The 17,490-nt window shown below is 44.0% G+C and carries 16 protein-coding genes; all 16 read left to right on the forward strand.

Annotated elements, in window-relative coordinates; genetic code table 11:
* Nucleotides 1-67 precede the first annotated feature (67 nt).
* The 16 genes from ASE42_RS08510 to ASE42_RS08585 all read left to right on the forward strand — a co-directional run bounded on the left by ASE42_RS08510 (nucleotide 68) and on the right by ASE42_RS08585 (nucleotide 17,483).
* Nucleotides 68-2,743 (forward strand): calcium-translocating P-type ATPase, SERCA-type, encoded by a 2,676-nt coding sequence (locus tag ASE42_RS08510; protein ID WP_056766399.1) that lies wholly within the window; start codon nucleotides 68-70, stop codon nucleotides 2,741-2,743.
* Nucleotides 2,744-2,826: 83 nt separating this feature from the next.
* Nucleotides 2,827-3,702, forward strand: a complete 876-nt coding sequence (locus ASE42_RS08515; RefSeq protein WP_056766401.1) for a YicC/YloC family endoribonuclease — start codon at nucleotides 2,827-2,829, stop codon at nucleotides 3,700-3,702.
* Between the two features lie 76 nt (nucleotides 3,703-3,778).
* On the forward strand, nucleotides 3,779-4,048 hold the full coding sequence (gene remA, locus ASE42_RS08520) for an extracellular matrix/biofilm regulator RemA (RefSeq protein ID WP_008344898.1): 270 nt from the start codon (nucleotides 3,779-3,781) through the stop codon (nucleotides 4,046-4,048).
* 9 nt (nucleotides 4,049-4,057) lie between these two features.
* Entirely contained in the window at nucleotides 4,058-4,672 is a 615-nt protein-coding gene (gene gmk, locus ASE42_RS08525; protein WP_024424214.1) for a guanylate kinase, read from the forward strand.
* Between the two features lie 3 nt (nucleotides 4,673-4,675).
* Complete coding sequence (gene rpoZ, locus ASE42_RS08530; protein ID WP_003211647.1) at nucleotides 4,676-4,879, forward strand: DNA-directed RNA polymerase subunit omega; 204 nt, start codon at nucleotides 4,676-4,678, stop codon at nucleotides 4,877-4,879.
* A 117-nt stretch (nucleotides 4,880-4,996) separates the two neighbouring features.
* Nucleotides 4,997-6,214: a bifunctional phosphopantothenoylcysteine decarboxylase/phosphopantothenate--cysteine ligase CoaBC gene (gene coaBC / locus ASE42_RS08535; RefSeq protein ID WP_041108937.1), complete on the forward strand. Its 1,218-nt coding sequence runs from the start codon at nucleotides 4,997-4,999 to the stop codon at nucleotides 6,212-6,214.
* Nucleotides 6,211-8,619, forward strand: a complete 2,409-nt coding sequence (gene priA / locus ASE42_RS08540; protein ID WP_056766404.1) for a primosomal protein N' — start codon at nucleotides 6,211-6,213, stop codon at nucleotides 8,617-8,619. The genes coaBC and priA overlap by 4 nt, the downstream gene beginning before the upstream one ends.
* A gap of 15 nt (nucleotides 8,620-8,634) precedes the next feature.
* Nucleotides 8,635-9,117: a peptide deformylase gene (def, locus tag ASE42_RS08545; RefSeq protein WP_056766406.1), complete on the forward strand. Its 483-nt coding sequence runs from the start codon at nucleotides 8,635-8,637 to the stop codon at nucleotides 9,115-9,117.
* A gap of 5 nt (nucleotides 9,118-9,122) precedes the next feature.
* Nucleotides 9,123-10,076, forward strand: a complete 954-nt coding sequence (fmt, locus tag ASE42_RS08550; protein WP_041108941.1) for a methionyl-tRNA formyltransferase — start codon at nucleotides 9,123-9,125, stop codon at nucleotides 10,074-10,076.
* Nucleotides 10,063-11,406: a 16S rRNA (cytosine(967)-C(5))-methyltransferase RsmB gene (rsmB, locus tag ASE42_RS08555; protein ID WP_024426957.1), complete on the forward strand. Its 1,344-nt coding sequence runs from the start codon at nucleotides 10,063-10,065 to the stop codon at nucleotides 11,404-11,406. The genes fmt and rsmB overlap by 14 nt, the downstream gene beginning before the upstream one ends.
* Before the next feature lie 3 nt (nucleotides 11,407-11,409).
* Nucleotides 11,410-12,492 (forward strand): 23S rRNA (adenine(2503)-C(2))-methyltransferase RlmN, encoded by a 1,083-nt coding sequence (gene rlmN / locus ASE42_RS08560; protein WP_024424208.1) that lies wholly within the window; start codon nucleotides 11,410-11,412, stop codon nucleotides 12,490-12,492.
* A 3-nt stretch (nucleotides 12,493-12,495) separates the two neighbouring features.
* Entirely contained in the window at nucleotides 12,496-13,266 is a 771-nt protein-coding gene (locus ASE42_RS08565; protein WP_029706534.1) for a Stp1/IreP family PP2C-type Ser/Thr phosphatase, read from the forward strand.
* Nucleotides 13,260-15,215, forward strand: a complete 1,956-nt coding sequence (gene pknB / locus ASE42_RS08570; RefSeq protein WP_024426959.1) for a Stk1 family PASTA domain-containing Ser/Thr kinase — start codon at nucleotides 13,260-13,262, stop codon at nucleotides 15,213-15,215. Before ASE42_RS08565 ends, pknB begins: the two co-directional genes overlap by 7 nt.
* A 12-nt stretch (nucleotides 15,216-15,227) precedes the next feature.
* A complete protein-coding gene (gene rsgA / locus ASE42_RS08575) occupies nucleotides 15,228-16,124 on the forward strand; it encodes a ribosome small subunit-dependent GTPase A (protein ID WP_056766409.1) in 897 nt (298 codons plus the stop codon).
* A 3-nt stretch (nucleotides 16,125-16,127) separates the two neighbouring features.
* Entirely contained in the window at nucleotides 16,128-16,778 is a 651-nt protein-coding gene (gene rpe, locus ASE42_RS08580; protein WP_024426961.1) for a ribulose-phosphate 3-epimerase, read from the forward strand.
* A gap of 60 nt (nucleotides 16,779-16,838) precedes the next feature.
* Nucleotides 16,839-17,483, forward strand: coding sequence for a thiamine diphosphokinase (locus tag ASE42_RS08585; protein WP_056766410.1), 645 nt, complete (start codon nucleotides 16,839-16,841; stop codon nucleotides 17,481-17,483).
* Nucleotides 17,484-17,490: the final 7 nt, after the last annotated feature.

Raw genomic sequence — 17,490 nt, forward strand, 5'->3', positions numbered from 1 at the left:
GTCTGAATAAACTGGCTTATAGAACACTGCATATGAGAGAGAACAAAAGAGGAGTGGACGAGGTCAAATGAATTGGCATGAACTGAACCAAACCGATTTATTAAAAACAATGAATACATCGATAGGTGACGGACTGTCAGAAAAAGATGTACAAAAGCGGCTTGAAAAACACGGGCCAAATGAATTGCAGGAAGGAAAAAAGGCGTCGGCTCTGATCATTTTTTTAGCACAGTTTAAAGATTTCATGGTGTTAATCTTGCTTGCAGCAACAATCATTTCTGCCTTTTTAGGAGAATACATTGATGCTGTTGCGATTGTAGCCATTGTTTTGATTAATGGTGTACTCGGCTTTTATCAAGAGCGCCGGGCGGAAAAATCCCTTCAAGCGTTAAAAGAATTATCAACTCCGCATGTATATGCAAGGAGAAATAATGAATGGGTCAAGATCCCGTCTAAACATCTCGTGCCAGGGGATATTGTGAAATTTTCAAGCGGAGACCGGATTGGGGCAGATATTAGATTACTAGAAACAAAGAGCTTAGAAATTGAGGAGTCCGCTCTCACTGGCGAGTCTATCCCAGCGGTCAAACACGCAAGTCCTCTTTCAAGCAGCCATGTCTCACTTGGAGATTTGACGAACATGGCCTTTATGGGGACGCTTGTTACTAGAGGAAGCGGCGTAGGGGTTGTCATTGGTACAGGAATGAATACGGCAATGGGACAAATTGCCGGTATGCTGGATGCAGCAGGTAATATGGAAACGCCGCTGCAAAGGCGTCTCGAGCAGCTCGGGAAAATTCTGATTGTGGCTGCTTTATTTTTAACGGTGCTCGTAGTGGTTCTCGGTGTTGTGCAAGGACATGAATTGTATCATATGTTCCTAGCGGGAGTATCTCTTGCTGTTGCGGCAATTCCAGAAGGACTGCCGGCGATTGTCACTGTCGCACTTTCCCTAGGAGTGCAGCGGATGATCAAACAGAAATCGATTGTCAGAAAGCTCCCGGCTGTGGAAACACTCGGCTGCGCGTCAATCATTTGCTCAGATAAAACAGGAACGATGACGCAAAATAAAATGACCGTGACTCATGTATGGGCAGAGGGGAAAACGTGGAATATTTCTGGCACAGGCTACGAGCCATCCGGTGACTTTACCTTAAACGGAGAAATCGTCCATGCCGACAAGCACCCAAGCCTGCAAAAGGTGTTATTATACGGGGCGCTTTGTAATACATCGACCATCGTTGAAAAAGACGGGGAGATGAGGCTTGATGGCGATCCGACAGAGGGGGCGCTTCTTACCGCAGCACGTAAAGCGGGTTTTACAGAGCAATTCATTGAAGCTGGATTTCATGTCATTGAGGAGTTTCCTTTTGACTCAGAAAGAAAGATGATGTCAGTCGTCGTTGAAACGAATCAAAAAGAGCGGTATGTCATTGCAAAAGGTGCGCCGGATGTACTAATGAACCGTTCAAGTCATATCATGCACGGCGGACGCACAGCTTCTTTTTCAGCGACTCACAGGCAAGAAGCAGAAGCTGCGATTCAAGGGTTGGCAAGACAGGCGCTTAGAACCATTGCCATTGCGTATAAAAAAGTCGGTCTGACAGAAAAAATCACCTCTGTAAAGCAGGCTGAAACCGATTTAACATTTATCGGGTTAGAGGGTATGATCGATCCACCGCGTCCTGAAGTCAGACGAGCGATTAAAGAGTGCCGGGATGCCGGGATTAAAACGGTCATGATTACAGGCGACCACGTAGAAACGGCCAAAGCGATCGCCAAAGACTTGAGTCTTTTACCAAAGCAAGGACAGGTGCTCGATGGGAAAGCGCTTGATCAGATGAGCGACAAAGAGCTTGAGCAAATGGCTGAAAATGTATACGTCTTTGCCCGGGTTTCCCCTGAGCATAAACTGAGAATTGTCAAAGCCTATCAAAAAAATGGGCATGTTGTGGCGATGACAGGTGATGGGGTCAATGATGCGCCTGCCATTAAACAAGCAGATATCGGCATCTCCATGGGCATCACTGGAACAGACGTAGCCAAAGAAGCGTCTTCTCTTATTTTACTTGACGACAACTTTGCGACCATAAAATCCGCCATTAAAGAGGGCCGGAATATTTATGAAAACATTCGTAAGTTTGTCCGTTATTTGCTGGCATCAAATGTCGGAGAAATTTTGGTCATGCTGTTTGCGATGCTGCTCGCGCTGCCGCTGCCGCTCGTTCCTATACAAATCTTATGGGTAAACCTTGTCACAGATGGTCTGCCGGCTATGGCACTTGGCATGGATAAGCCAGAAGGCGATGTCATGAAGAGAAAGCCGCGGAATGTGAAAGAGGGCATTTTTGCTAGAGGGCTTGGCTGGAAGGTCATTTCAAGAGGCTTCCTCATCGGACTTGCGACCCTTTTGGCATTTATATTTGTGTATCACCGCGATCCAAACAACCTGCAATATGCACAGACTGTCGCATTTAGTACGCTTGTTTTGGCGCAGCTCATTCATGTATTTGACTGCCGCAGTGAACGGTCCATTTTTGAACGTAATCCATTTGGGAACCTTTATTTGATCGGTGCGGTTTTGTCATCACTTTTGCTCATGCTTGTGGTCATTTATTACCCGCCGCTTCAGCCGATTTTCAAAACGGTCGCGGTTGCACCGATTGATTGGCTGCTGATCATCGGGATGTCTGCACTGCCAACTTTTTTACTGGCAGGATCACTTTTGACAAGAAAAAAATAATTGATTATGGTATAATTTTGAGGTAATAGTGTCTGCTATTACCTTTTTCATTTTATTAATATGAAAGAATTGGGTGTTTTGACATGATACGCAGTATGACGGGATTCGGCCAAGCGAGTAAAACGGATGGAGAACTGACAGTGTCAGTTGAGCTAAAATCGGTCAATCACCGTTTTAAAGAGGTTCATGCCCGTTTGCCGAGGCCGCTTTTATATTTGGAAGATACATTAAAAAAGATCATTCTTCGTCACGTGCAGCGCGGTAGAATTGAGCTGTTTGTCACGATTGAAGGCGGTAAACTAGCAAGCCGGTCCTTACAGATCGACTGGCCGCTGCTTGATGAATACATGAAAGCCGCAAAAGACCTCGAGGAACGCTATCACATTTCAGGCATTCAGCATGCACATGACTTACTGGGGCTGGAGCTTGCCGTTCAGGTGGAAGAGTCAGCCAGCCGAAATGAACAGTTAGAGCAGCTGCTGATGGAAGCTTGCGAGGCTGCTGTCAAGGAGCTTTGCTTCATGAGAGAGCAAGAGGGAGCATCCCTTCAAAAAGACTGTGAACTGAGGCTTTCTGAACTAGAGGCCTATACAGAAGAAATCAAAGTCTTTGCACCAGAGGTTGTGAGTCAGTACAAAGAACGATTGAATCAGCGATTGCAAGAATGGATCGGAGAGGCGCTTGACGAGAGCAGACTGACTACAGAGGCAGCCATCTTTGCTGACCGGTGTGACATTACAGAAGAGATTACGAGATTAAAAAGTCATTTTCAGCAGTTTCAGCAAATCTTGCTGCAAGGCGGTGCTGCCGGCCGAAAACTTGACTTCCTTGTACAGGAGCTCAACCGTGAAGTGAACACCATTGGATCAAAAGCGAACCATCACCATTTAACAAAGCTGGTGGTTGAAATGAAAAGTGCTATTGAAAAAATAAAAGAACAAGTGCAAAATATAGAATAGTCATTGTGTATGCTGTTTACAGTGCGTCTCTTTCGGCGAGACTAGAGACGTTTATATTACAGGGGGACGAAAGAAGATGACCATAAAGTTGATCAATATCGGATTTGGAAACATCATTTCAGCGAATCGGATGATTTCGATCGTCAGTCCGGAATCAGCACCGATTAAACGAATGATACAAGACGCAAGAGATCGAGGCATGCTCATAGATGCTACATACGGAAGAAGAACCCGTGCTGTTGTCATTATGGACAGTGACCATGTCATCTTATCTGCCGTTCAGCCTGAGACTGTCGCGCAAAGACTTTCTGTAAAAGAAGAAATCATAGATGAAGGGCAGGGGTAATACGCCATTATGAAAGAAAGAGGACTTTTAATCGTTCTCTCTGGACCTTCGGGAGTTGGAAAAGGAACGGTCAGACAAGCCATTTTCTCCCAGGAAGATACGAAATTTGAATACTCTATTTCTGTGACGACACGCAAACCGCGTGAAGGTGAAAGAAATGGTGTCGATTATTTCTTTAAAACCAGGGAAGAATTTGAACATATGATTGAAAACAAAAAGCTGTTAGAATGGGCAGAGTACGTCGGAAATTACTACGGCACGCCTGTTGACTATGTAGAACAGACATTAAGCGAAGGAAAAGATGTTTTCCTTGAAATTGAAGTGCAAGGTGCACTTCAAGTAAGAGAAGCATTCCCGGAAGGTCTTTTTATTTTCCTTGCACCGCCTAGTCTTTCAGAACTTCAAAACCGTATTATTACACGCGGTACAGAGTCTGAGGAGCTCATTCGAAACCGAATGGCCGCTGCGAAAGAAGAAATTGAAATGATGGATGCTTATGACTATGTCGTTGAAAACGATGATGTCGAGCTTGCTTGTGAAAGAATCAAAGCGATCGTCCTTGCAGAACACCTGCGCAGAGACAGAGTCGCACCAAGATATAAAAAAATGCTGGGGGTAGAATAAACCATGTTAGATCCTTCAATTGACTCATTGATGAACAAACTTGATTCAAAATATACACTTGTAACAGTGTCGGCACGCCGTGCACGTGAAATGCAGATCCATCAAGATCAGCAGATTGAAAACACAAAGTCTTACAAATTCGTAGGCAAAGCACTAGAAGAAATCGACGCTGGTCTTTTGACATTTGAAAAAGAGGATCAAGAATAACACATCGCTTCTGCAATGCAGATACGATACGTTCAAAAAAGTCAAAACTATGATTGGTTTTGACTTTTTTGAATTGTAGACGAATTTGTGAAAAAGGCCGTTAAGGGGGACAAACAAATGTTACAGTCAAAAAATATATTGCTTGGTGTCAGCGGAGGAATTGCCGTATATAAAGCAGCAGCACTTACTAGTAAACTCGTACAAGCAGGCGCAAATGTAAGAGTGATTATGACGGAATCTGCTCGTGAGTTTGTGTCTCCGCTTACCTTCCAAGCACTGTCTCGGCATGAGGTATATGTAGATACATTCAAAGAAAACAATCCAAAAGTCATTGCACATATTGACGTAGCTGACTGGGCCGATCTCATTCTTGTTGCCCCTGCAACAGCACATACGATTGGTAAAATGGCCGCTGGACTTGCAGATGATATGCTCACGACGACTTTGCTTGCTTCAACAGCGCCTGTATGGATCGCACCAGCAATGAATGTGCATATGTACGATCACCCGGCTGTGAAACGGAACATTCGCACATTATATGAAGACGGCTACCGGTTTATTGAGCCAAGTGAAGGTTATTTAGCCTGCGGGTACATTGGAAAAGGGCGACTAGAAGAGCCTGAAAAAATTGTGGAACACATCCGTGCCTTTTTTGAAGAGCCAAAAAGCTTACCGCTCTCAGGTAAAAAAGTTGTGGTGACAGCAGGTCCTACTCGTGAAGTCATCGATCCTGTCCGGTTCTTTACAAACCGTTCTAGTGGAAAAATGGGCTATGCGATTGCAGAGGCTGCTCAGCAAATGGGGGCAGATGTGACGCTGATTTCTGGACCTGTTTCTTTAACTGAACCTGACCATGTACATGTAGTGCACGTTGAATCAGCTGAAGAGATGTATCAAGCTGCGCTAGATGTATACGGAGAAGCTGATCTTGTCATTAAATCAGCAGCTGTCGCCGATTACACCCCTGTCACGACATATGCTCATAAAATGAAAAAACAGGACGGCGCTCTGGACATTGAATTCACCCGGACAAAAGATATTTTAAAAGAGCTGGGAAAAAGAAAAGAGCATCAAGTGCTGGTTGGTTTTGCAGCTGAAACGCAGGATGTAGAATATTATGCGAAAAAGAAAATTGAATCCAAGCATCTAGATATGATTGTGGCCAATAACGTCACTAAAGAAGGGGCAGGCTTTGGCACAGATACCAATGTGGCAGCGATCATCAAAGCAGATGGAACGAAAAAAGAGCTGCCGATGATGAGCAAAAAAGACCTCGCCTTTGAAATTTTAAAGGAGGCAATACTGCTGCTTCCAAAAGAGCGTGATCGCGCATGATTGCTGAAGTCATCGTAGATGTCACAACGAAAGCCATTGACCGGCCATTTGATTACCGTGTACCAGATCGATTCAAAGATCTCGTCAAAGCGGGAATGAGGGTGGTCGTTCCCTTTGGCCCGCGGAAGATTCAAGGGTTTGTGACAAAAGTCAAAGAGGAAACAGACATCAAGACAGGAAGCATCAAAGAGATAGTCGATTTATTTGATTTATCACCTGTTCTGACAGATGAGCTATTGGAGCTTTCCCACTGGCTGACGGAAAAAACATTGTCCTATCATATTACGGCACTTCAATCGATGCTGCCCGCAGCCATGAAGGCAAAGTACGAAAAAGAAATACAGGTGCTATCAGAGGAAGAACTTCCGCAGTCATTGAAAGAGCTTTTCGGTCAGCGAGAGAGCATTCTTTATGCTGACATCCCGGCTGAACAATTAAAACAGATTCAAAAGCATGTCCAAAAAGGTCATCTAGAGGTGAGATACCATGTCTCGCAAAAATCTGGAAAGAAAAAGGTCCGCATGCTCCAGCTGGCTGTATCGAAAGAAAAACTTGAAGAAAAGCAGCAGCAGCTAAAGAAAAATGCGGTAAAACAAAAGGCACTGATTTCCTACTTGCTTCATGCGGGAGAGACAACCTTTTTAGCGAAAGACTTGCAGCAGCAAACAGGCGCGAGTTCTCAAACGCTTAAAACCTTTATTCAAGAAGGGCTGTTAACAGAAAGCTATAAAGAGGTCTATCGAGATCCTTACCGTGACCGGGAGTTTACACCATCTGCATCACTTGATCTCACGCCTGAGCAAAGAGAGGCGGCAAAACATATTCATCAAGCAGTCAGTGAGGATCAGCACGAAACCTTTTTGCTGCACGGAGTGACAGGAAGCGGCAAAACGGAGATTTACTTGCAGACAATTGATCATGTTCTTCAAAAAGGGAAAGAAGCGATCGTTTTAGTTCCTGAAATTTCATTAACCCCTCAAATGGTGCAGCGATTTAAAGAACGATTTGGCTCAAATGTGGCTGTTCTTCACAGCGGCTTATCGACAGGAGAAAAATATGATGAATGGCGGAAGATTCATCGCAAGGAAGTCAAGCTTGTCGTTGGCGCAAGATCTGCTGTTTTCGCTCCATTTGAAAATTTAGGCATGATTATTATAGATGAAGAGCACGAATCCTCTTATAAACAAGAAGAAATGCCTCGTTACCATGCCAAGGATGTCGCCATTGAACGAGCAGTGCGGCATCAATGTCCAGTCGTATTAGGCAGTGCAACACCTTCACTTGAAACCTATGCACGTGCGAAAAAAGGCGTCTATACATTGCTGCCGCTCAAGCACCGCGTCAACCAGCAGCAGATGCCGCACGTTTCGTTAATTGATATGAGAGAAGAACTAAGAAATGGCAACCGCTCCATGTTCTCAGAAGAATTAATGATCAGGTTAAAGGAAGTGCTTGAAAGAAAAGAACAAGCCGTTTTATTTCTGAACAAAAGAGGCTATTCATCCTTTGTGATGTGCCGTGATTGCGGATATGTGGAGCAATGTCCTCATTGCGAAATTTCTCTCACCTATCACCGCTATCAAAAACGGCTGAAGTGCCATTATTGTGGTCACGAAGCTCCAGTACCTTCTGAATGTCCAGAATGCCACAGTGAGCATATTCGCTATTTTGGAACTGGCACGCAGCGAGTAGAAGAAGAACTGACAAAGGTATTGCCTGAGGCGCGTGTGATCCGAATGGATGTGGATACAACGTCTCGAAAAGGTGCTCACGAAAAGCTTCTTACGTCTTTTGGCAATAAAGAAGCGGACATTTTGCTCGGGACGCAGATGATTGCAAAGGGGCTGGATTTCCCAGATGTCACACTTGTTGGTGTTCTCAGTGCGGATACATCCCTTCACATCCCTGATTTTCGTTCAAGTGAAAAAACATTTCAGCTTCTCACGCAGGTCAGCGGCAGGGCAGGGCGCCATGAAAAAGCAGGCTCGGTTATTATTCAATCGTATACGCCTTCTCACTATAGTATTGAATTAACGAAGCAGCATGACTACGAAGCCTTTTATGAACAGGAGATGCTGCATCGCCGCCACCAGTCCTATCCGCCTTATTACTTTTTGGCGATGGTGACAGTGTCACACGAAGAAGTGACGAAGGCAGCACATGTCACTGATCAAATTGTCCAGTTCCTAAAAATGAACTGTGCACCGAATACTCGAATCCTTGGTCCGGCTGCATCGCCAATCGCTAAGATCAAAGATAGATATCGCTATCAATGCGTGATAAAATACAAAAGGGAAAATGAACTGGCAAGTTTACTACGGAAAATACAAGACCATTATCAAAAGGAAATGGAACAAAAACAATTGATGATTTCAATAGATATGAATCCATACATGATGATGTAAAACGGAGGGCTGTAAGTGGCAGTAAAACCAATAGTCATACATCCGGCAGAAGTGCTTGAACAAAAGACAGAGCGCGTCGAGACGTTCGATAAAAAGCTTAAAAAACTGCTGGATGATATGTATGATACAATGCTTGAGCTGGATGGAGTTGGACTAGCAGCACCACAAATCGGTATTTCAAAAAGAATCGCTGTTGTAGATATCGGAGAAGAATCTGGCAGAATTGATTTAGTGAACCCCGAGGTGCTTGAAGTAGAAGGAAGCCAGACAGATATTGAAGGCTGCCTGAGCTTTCCATCTTTATACGGCACTGTAGAGAGACCGAACTATGTGAAGGTAAAAGCCTTTGATAAGAAAGGCAAACCATTTACAATAGAAGCAGACGGATTTTTAGCAAGAGCTTTATTGCACGAAATTGATCATTTAGACGGCATTTTATTTATGTCAAAAATCATTGAAACTTATACAGAAAAAGAACTTGCGGAAATGGAAGGGTGAAGAAAATGGCACGTATCGTATTTATGGGAACCCCTGATTTCTCAGTACCTGTGCTGCAAACACTGATAACAGAAGGATACGAAGTGGTAGGGGTCGTCACGCAGCCAGACCGCCCGAAAGGAAGAAAACGAGTGCTCACACCGCCTCCTGTAAAAGTGGAAGCCTTAAAGCACGGCATTCCTGTGTTGCAGCCTGAAAAGGTGCGCCTTGATGAAGAAATTGATAAGGTGCTTGCATTACAGCCGGATTTAATTGTCACAGCGGCATTTGGACAAATCTTACCAAAGCGATTACTCGATGAACCTAAGTTTGGCTGTATCAATGTTCATGCCTCGCTTCTGCCAGAACTAAGAGGCGGCGCGCCGATCCATTATGCGATCCTTCAAGGCAAAAAGAAAACAGGCGTTACGATCATGTACATGGTGGAAAGACTTGATGCAGGTGACATGATCAGTAAAGTAGAAGTAGAAATCGATGAATTAGACAATGTCGGAACATTGCATGATAAATTAAGTGCAGCTGGTGCCGCACTGCTAAAAGATACGGTGCCAAATGTTCTGAGCGGGTCTATTTCTCCGATTCCGCAAAATGAAGAAGCGGCCACATACGCACCAAATATTAAGCGGGAGCAAGAAAGGTTAGACTGGACAAAAACCGGTGAAGAGCTTTACAACCAAGTTCGCGGGCTAAATCCTTGGCCAGTTGCCTATACTGAATGGAACGGCGCTCATCTAAAAGTATGGGAAGCGAAAAAGGTTCCGCTTCAAGTTCAAGAAGAACCAGGGAAAGTGATTGAACTTCAAAAAGAAGGTCCGGTCATTGGAACGGGGAATAAGCAAGGCCTTTTATTAACAGGTGTGCAGCCAGCTGGTAAGAAAAAAATGAGCGGCGAAGACTTCTTAAGAGGCGCAAATATCGAAATTGGACAGAAATTAGGGTTAATGAATGAAGAAAAGTAATGTGAGAGAAGTAGCGCTGGACGCTTTAATCAAACTCGAACAAAATCAAGCTTACAGTAATTTGCTGTTGCAGTCAGTCATGAAAGATAAAGACTTAGCTGATCAGGACAAACCGCTGTTAACAGAGCTTGTATATGGTACACTGCAAAATAAACTGGCATTAGATTATATGCTGACGCCCTTTGTGAAAAAACCGCAAAAGGTCGCTCCATGGGTGATGCAGCTTTTGCGGATGTCTCTTTATCAAATGGTGTACCTTGAAAAAATACCAGATCGTGCAGCCATTCATGAAGCTGTCGAGCTAACGAAAAAGCGCGGGCACAAAGGCATTTCTTCACTTGTGAACGGTGTTCTTCGTTCCGTGCAAAGAGAAGGCGTTCCGTCATTTGATGCGATCAAAGATCCCGTAAAGCGGCTGTCCATTGAGACAAGCCACCCATTATGGCTTGTGCAGGAATGGGTTCAGGCGTACGGGTTTGAAGCGGCAGAAAGCATGTGCCGCATTCATTTAGTCCCGCCAAAGCAAACCCTTCGTGTCAATCGAATGAAAACTGACCGCACGGCACTGCAGCAAAAACTAATGGATGCAGGCATCGAAACGGAGCTTGGCGACTTATCTGAAGATGCACTTAAGCTCATGAAAGGGTCCATCGTCTCAACCCCTTCTTTTCAAGAAGGCTATGTGACGATACAAGATGAAAGCTCGATGCTTGTCGCAAGAGCGCTCGACCCTCAGCCGGGAGAAACGGTGCTTGACGCCTGTGCGGCTCCTGGCGGAAAATCAACACATATTGCAGAACGTATGAACGATGAGGGCAAAATTGTTTCTCTTGATTTACATGAACACAAAGTGAAACTCATCAAACAAGCAGCAAAACGTCTGAACCTTACTCACATTGAGGCAAAAGCACTTGATGCAAGGAAAGCGGCAGACTATTACAGCGAAGCTTCGTTTGACCGTATTCTCATTGATGCACCGTGTTCCGGTTTTGGCGTCATTAGACGAAAACCAGATATGAAATATACAAAGTCACAAGAAGACTCAGCAAGGCTTGCGGCTATCCAGCAGGCCATTTTAAAGGAAGCGGCCCCGCTTTTAAAACCGGGCGGAACCCTTGTATACAGTACGTGTACAATGGACCCAACAGAAAATCAACAAGTGATTCATGCGTTTTTACAAGAACACCAAGACTTCGAACCCGATCTATCTCTTAATGAACGGCTGCCTGAGCAGGTTGCTCCGTTTGTTCAAAACGGAAGTGTACAAATTCTTCCTCATTATTTCGGAACAGATGGTTTCTTTATTTGCAGCATGAGAAAGAAGGGATAAAAAATGACAGAACAAAAAGTAAGAAAAGAACTGAAGACAGAAATGCCGTCGATCTACTCATTTGAGCTTCACGAAATGAAAGAATGGTTAAAAGAACAAGGCGAAAAGCCTTTCCGCGCAGCCCAAATTTTCGAGTGGCTTTATGAGAAACGTGTGACATCCTTTGACGATATGTCTAACCTTTCAAAGGATTTAAGAGAAAAATTAAAAAATCAATTTGCGATCACCACATTAAAAACCGTGATCAAACAAACGTCTCAAGACGGAACGATCAAGTTTTTATTTGAATTACATGATGGCTATACGATTGAAACAGTACTGATGCGCCACGAATACGGCAACTCTGTCTGTGTCACAACTCAGGTTGGCTGCCGAATCGGCTGTACATTCTGTGCATCTACACTTGGCGGGTTAAAACGAAACCTTGAAGCAGGAGAAATCGTTGCTCAAGTATTGAAAGTGCAGCAGGCACTTGACGAAACAGATGAGAGAGTCAGCTCGGTTGTCATCATGGGAATTGGCGAACCGTTTGATAACTTTGACGAAATGCTTGCCTTCCTTAAAATCATCAACCATGACAACGGCTTAAACATTGGCGCGCGTCATATTACAGTGTCGACAAGCGGAATCATTCCAAAGATCTATCAATTCGCTGATGAGCAAATGCAAATCAATTTTGCTGTCTCTCTGCATGCACCGAACACAGAGATCAGAAGCCGTCTGATGCCGATCAATAAGGCATATAAGCTGCCAAAATTAATGGAAGCCATTGAATACTACATTCAAAAAACGGGTAGACGTGTCAGCTTTGAATACGGCCTGTTTGGCGGAGTAAATGATCAAGTGCATCATGCAGAAGAGCTTGCAGACTTATTAAAAGGAATCAAGTGCCACGTGAACCTCATTCCGGTGAACTATGTACCGGAAAGGGATTATGTAAGAACACCGAGAGAACAAATCTTCCTATTTGAAAAAACGCTGAAAGAACGCGGCGTAAACGTAACAATTAGACGAGAGCAAGGCCATGACATTGATGCTGCTTGCGGTCAGCTAAGAGCGAAGGAGCGTCAGGAAGAGACGAGGTGACGAATGTTGATAAGGGCAGCCTTTCAAACCGATACAGGAAAAGTCCGTCAGCATAATGAAGATGATGCAGGTATTTTTGAAGCAAAAGAAGACACCCTTCTAGCTGTTGTAGCAGATGGAATGGGAGGTCATCTTGCTGGTGATGTCGCCAGCAGGATGGCCGTCTCTTCTTTAAAAGAATACTGGGAAGAAACATCTTCAATTCCAGCAAAACCAGCAGAGCAAGAAAGCTGGTTAATCTCAAAAATAAGTGACATTAATGATCAAGTATATGAACATGCGAAAAACAATGAGGAGTGCCAAGGAATGGGGACAACCATTGTTTGTGCGCTCGTTCATTTGCAAACGGTCACAATTGCCCATATTGGCGACAGCCGCTGCTACTTGCTAAGAGAAGGAGCACTGACCCAGCTAACAGATGACCATTCACTTGTAAATGAGCTTGTGAAAACAGGTGAAATTTCTAAAGAGGATGCAGAATATCATCCAAGAAAAAATGTGCTTACGAAAGCATTAGGAACAGATAAACACGTTCAAATCGATGCACATACCTTTGAAGTGGACCCAGGAGATCAAATCCTGCTTTGCTCAGATGGTTTATCAAATAAAGTAGAAGAAGAGAATTTGATTCATATTTTAAACCAAACGACCGCACCAGATGAAAAAGTAACAGCATTAATCCAAACAGCGAATGACAACGGCGGTGAAGATAACATTACAGCAGTATTGTTAGAAATCTCCTCCCAGCCAGAGGAGGGTGACAGCAAGTGTTGATCGGAAAACGGATCAGCGGCCGTTATCAGATTCTTCGCGTCATAGGCGGAGGCGGAATGGCAAACGTTTATTTGGCGGAGGATATGATTTTAGATCGCGAAGTCGCGATTAAAATTTTGCGCTTTGACTTTGCAAGCGATGATGATTTTATTAGACGTTTCCGGCGCGAGGCGCAGTCAGCCGCAAGTTTAGATCATTCAAATATTGTCAGCATCTACGATGTAGGGGAAGAAGATGACATTTATTATATTGTCATGGAATATGTCGAGGGGATGACGCTGAAAGAATACATACATGCCAATGGCCCGCTTCATCCGAAAGAAGCCGTTCGCATTATGGAGCAAGTGGTTGCGGCAATGGAAGAAGCCCATGCAAAGCAGCTCGTCCACCGGGACATTAAGCCTCACAATATATTAATAGACAACATGGGGAATATTAAAGTCACTGATTTTGGGATTGCCATTGCACTCAGCTCAGCGACCATCACCCACACAAATTCGGTTCTAGGATCCGTACACTATTTGTCTCCAGAGCAAGCCCGCGGAGGTCTTGCGACGAAAAAGTCAGACATCTATTCACTTGGAATTGTGCTCTATGAACTCATTTCTGGACGCATGCCATTTGAAGGGGAATCAGCTGTCAGTGTTGCGCTGAAGCATTTGCAATCAGAGCCGCCATCTGTAAGAAGGTGGAATCCTTCTGTTCCACAAAGCGTGGAAAACATCATTTTAAAGGCAATGGCCAAAGATCCATTTTATCGATATGAAGATGCATCTGAAATGCAAAAAGATCTGCAAACTGCTTTCGACCCTTCAAGACTAAAAGAAAAACGCTTTGTCATTGAAGAGGATCATGAAGCAACGAAAGCGATCCCAATCATTCAAGATCATCAAGTCGATCAAGACAATGAAAAAACAGCTGTCCATCCGGTGCAAAAACCGAAGAAAAAAGAGAAACAAAAGCCGAAAAAGAAACGAAAAAAATGGCCTTGGGTTGTGGCATCCATCCTGTTTATTCTAACTGCTGCGACCATTTTAGCCATCACTGTGTTTCCCGGACTGCTCTTTCCAAAAGATGTTGAGGTCTCTGATGTATCTGGCATGACGATTGAAAAAGCAGAGGACACCTTGAAGAAAGCCGGCTTTACCGTTGCCTCTGAACCAATTGAGATCGCTGATGAAAAAATTGAAAAAGGGCTTGTCGTCAAAACAGACCCGAAAATCGGCACAAAGGTAAAAGAAGGAACCGAGATTCAGCTTTACCAAAGTACTGGCAAAGAAAAGACCGAATTACCTGATGTAACAGGTGAAAAGGTCGATAAAGCAAAAGAATTATTAGAGAAAAAAGGGTTTAAGCAAGTTGTTGTGGAGGAAGTAAATGATAATGACACCGAATCTGGAATTGTCATGGAACAGAAACCTTCAGCGAGTACTGAGCTTGTGGCAGCAGATGAAGAAGTGACGTTGACGGTCAGCATAGGTCCTGCCGATATTACTTTGCGGGATTTAACGACATATAGTAAACAGGCTGCATCGAATTATTTAGAGGATAACGGATTAAAGCTTGATGAAAAAGAAGCGTATTCTGATGATGTACCAAAAGGTGAGGTCATGAAGCAGGAGCCAGGAGCAGGTACTGCTGTGAAACCAGGGGATACGGTTAAGATCACCTTCTCACTCGGACCGAAGAAAAAACCGGCTAAAACGGTAACTGAGAAGATTGCCATCCCGTATGAGCCAGTCACTGAAGGGCAAGAGATGACCGTTCAGATTTCCATTGACGATGCTGAGCATAGCATTTCTGATTCATATGAAACCTTTAACATCACTGCACCAACTGAACGGACCATTAAATTTAAGATTGAACCGGGTCAAAAAGGATACTATCAAGTGACGGTTGATGATAAAGTCGTAAGCTCTAAAACAATCGAATACCCTGACGATGAATAAAGGAGGGACTTTATGCCTGAGGGCAAAATTATTAAAGCATTAAGCGGATTTTATTATGTGCTCGATGAGTCTCTAGAAAGTGGAAAAGTGATTCAGTGCAGAGCGAGAGGCATTTTTCGAAAAAACAAAATCACACCTCTAGTTGGAGATTATGTCGTATATCAAGCGGATAACGATAAAGAAGGCTATTTATTAGAAGTAAAAGAGCGGACAAACGAACTTGTTCGTCCGCCTATTAGTAACGTCGATCAAGCGGTGCTCGTTTTCTCTGCGACAGAACCGACCTTTAGCACATCGCTTTTAGACAGATTTCTAGTGCTGGTGGAAGCAAATGATATTAAGCCGATTATCTGTATCACAAAAATGGACTTATTGAAAACAGATGAAGAGCGTGTAAGTATTCAAGGCTATGCAGAGGACTATCGGCAAATTGGATATGATGTTCATGTAACATCCACGATCGAGGGAGACGGAATTGAAAAGCTGACCCCGCATTTTCACAATAAAATCACTGTATTTGCCGGTCAGTCTGGTGTAGGTAAGTCCTCTCTTTTAAATGCGATGAGTCCTGATTTGGCGCTGAAAACCAATGATATTTCCTCTCATCTTGGAAGGGGGAAGCATACGACAAGACATGTCGAACTCATTCGTACAGCAGAAGGGCTCATTGCAGATACACCTGGCTTTAGCTCGCTCGAATTTACCGGCATTGAAGCGGAAGATTTAGGCCTTTACTTTTTAGAAATTAAAGAGCGGAGTGCAGATTGTAAGTTTAGAGGCTGTCTGCACGTGAAAGAGCCTGGCTGTGCGGTAAAAGGCGCGGTCGAACAAGAGCAAATCAGAGCGTATCGCTATCAGCATTATTTAGAGTTTTTAACTGAAATCAAAGACAGAAAGCCGAGGTACTAAATCATGGTTTATATTGCCCCTTCCATTTTATCAGCAGATTTCGCCAATTTGGAGAAAGATATCCGTGATGTGGAACAAGGCGGAGCGGATTACATTCATATCGATGTGATGGACGGCCATTTTGTACCGAATATCACATTTGGACCGAATGTTGTGGAAGCGATCAGACCGCATACAAAGCTGCCGCTCGATGTTCACTTAATGATTGAGCAGCCAGACCGGTATATTCCTGCATTCGCAAAAGCAGGTGCTGACATTATATCTGTCCATGTAGAGGCTTGTCCGCACTTGCACCGCACGATACAGCACATAAAAGAACAAGGCGTAAAAGCAGGTGTCGTCTTGAACCCGCACACACCTGTTTCCCAGATTGAGCATGTATTAGAGGATGTAGACCTTGTCTTATTCATGACGGTGAATCCTGGTTTTGGCGGACAGGCGTTCATTCCATCTGTCCTCGAGAAGGTAAAAGAAGTGAAGACCCTTAGCGAACAAAAGGGCTTATCAGACTTACTCATAGAAATAGACGGCGGTGTCAATGTAGAGACTGCAAAGAGCTGTAAAGAGGCGGGCGCTAACTTACTTGTGGCCGGCTCAGCGGTATACGGTAAAAACAACCGTGCAGCCGCCATTCAGGCCATTCGAGAAGCGTAAAAAAAGGAACCAAAGTCACTCTGATCTTTGGTTCTTTTTACATGGAGAGGAGCGTATATCATGCACATACATATCGTAGCCGGCGGTCCTTTTGAATACATCCCGCCCCTTGAACAGGAAGCATCACAGGACGATATTCTCTGGGTCGGTGTAGACCGGGGGACGCTTTTTTTACTAGAACACGGCATCATGCCTGCCAAGGCTTTTGGTGATTTTGACAGTGTGACAGAAGAAGAGCTTTGTGAGCTGAAAAAGAAATTGCCTGCCTTGAATGTATTTCAGGCTGAAAAGGATGAAACCGATTTAGAGCTTGCGCTGAACTGGGCCATGCGCCAGCACCCAGCGCATATTCACATCTACGGCATTACAGGAGGAAGAGCTGATCACTTTCTAGGAAATATTCACCTTCTATATCAAGGCATTCAGCACAAGCAGAACATCACTCTTATAGATAAGCAAAATATCATTCAAATGTTTGGACCTGGTACATACGAAATAAAAGAAGACCCTGATAAAAAATATGTGTCGTTCCTGCCCTTTGGTACATCGATTGAAAAGCTGACATTAAAAGGTTTCAAATATCCTCTGAAAAATTGTCATATTGAGCCTGGTTCCACACTATGTATTAGTAACGAACTCATCCACTCAAGTGGTACTTTTTCTTTTCATGAAGGCATATTAATAATGGTAAGAAGCAAAGATTGACCAACCT

It is taken from the genome of Bacillus sp. Root920 (genome assembly GCF_001429445.1).
GTDB classification, from domain to species: Bacteria; Bacillota; Bacilli; order Bacillales; family Bacillaceae; genus Bacillus; species Bacillus safensis.

What these genes read in the sequence shown, in the direction of transcription:
- priA (WP_056766404.1), top strand. Translation starts at nt 6,211, where the DNA reads ATGATTGCTGAAGTCATCGTAGATGTCACAACGAAAGCCATTGACCGG.
- ASE42_RS08565 (WP_029706534.1), top strand. Translation starts at nt 12,496, where the DNA reads ATGTTGATAAGGGCAGCCTTTCAAACCGATACAGGAAAAGTCCGTCAG.
- rpoZ (WP_003211647.1), top strand. Translation starts at nt 4,676, where the DNA reads ATGTTAGATCCTTCAATTGACTCATTGATGAACAAACTTGATTCAAAA.
- fmt (WP_041108941.1), top strand. Translation starts at nt 9,123, where the DNA reads ATGGCACGTATCGTATTTATGGGAACCCCTGATTTCTCAGTACCTGTG.
- rpe (WP_024426961.1), top strand. Translation starts at nt 16,128, where the DNA reads ATGGTTTATATTGCCCCTTCCATTTTATCAGCAGATTTCGCCAATTTG.
- rsmB (WP_024426957.1), top strand. Translation starts at nt 10,063, where the DNA reads ATGAAGAAAAGTAATGTGAGAGAAGTAGCGCTGGACGCTTTAATCAAA.
- rlmN (WP_024424208.1), top strand. Translation starts at nt 11,410, where the DNA reads ATGACAGAACAAAAAGTAAGAAAAGAACTGAAGACAGAAATGCCGTCG.
- ASE42_RS08585 (WP_056766410.1), top strand. Translation starts at nt 16,839, where the DNA reads ATGCACATACATATCGTAGCCGGCGGTCCTTTTGAATACATCCCGCCC.
- rsgA (WP_056766409.1), top strand. Translation starts at nt 15,228, where the DNA reads ATGCCTGAGGGCAAAATTATTAAAGCATTAAGCGGATTTTATTATGTG.
- remA (WP_008344898.1), top strand. Translation starts at nt 3,779, where the DNA reads ATGACCATAAAGTTGATCAATATCGGATTTGGAAACATCATTTCAGCG.
- gmk (WP_024424214.1), top strand. Translation starts at nt 4,058, where the DNA reads ATGAAAGAAAGAGGACTTTTAATCGTTCTCTCTGGACCTTCGGGAGTT.
- coaBC (WP_041108937.1), top strand. Translation starts at nt 4,997, where the DNA reads ATGTTACAGTCAAAAAATATATTGCTTGGTGTCAGCGGAGGAATTGCC.
- ASE42_RS08515 (WP_056766401.1), top strand. Translation starts at nt 2,827, where the DNA reads ATGATACGCAGTATGACGGGATTCGGCCAAGCGAGTAAAACGGATGGA.
- ASE42_RS08510 (WP_056766399.1), top strand. Translation starts at nt 68, where the DNA reads ATGAATTGGCATGAACTGAACCAAACCGATTTATTAAAAACAATGAAT.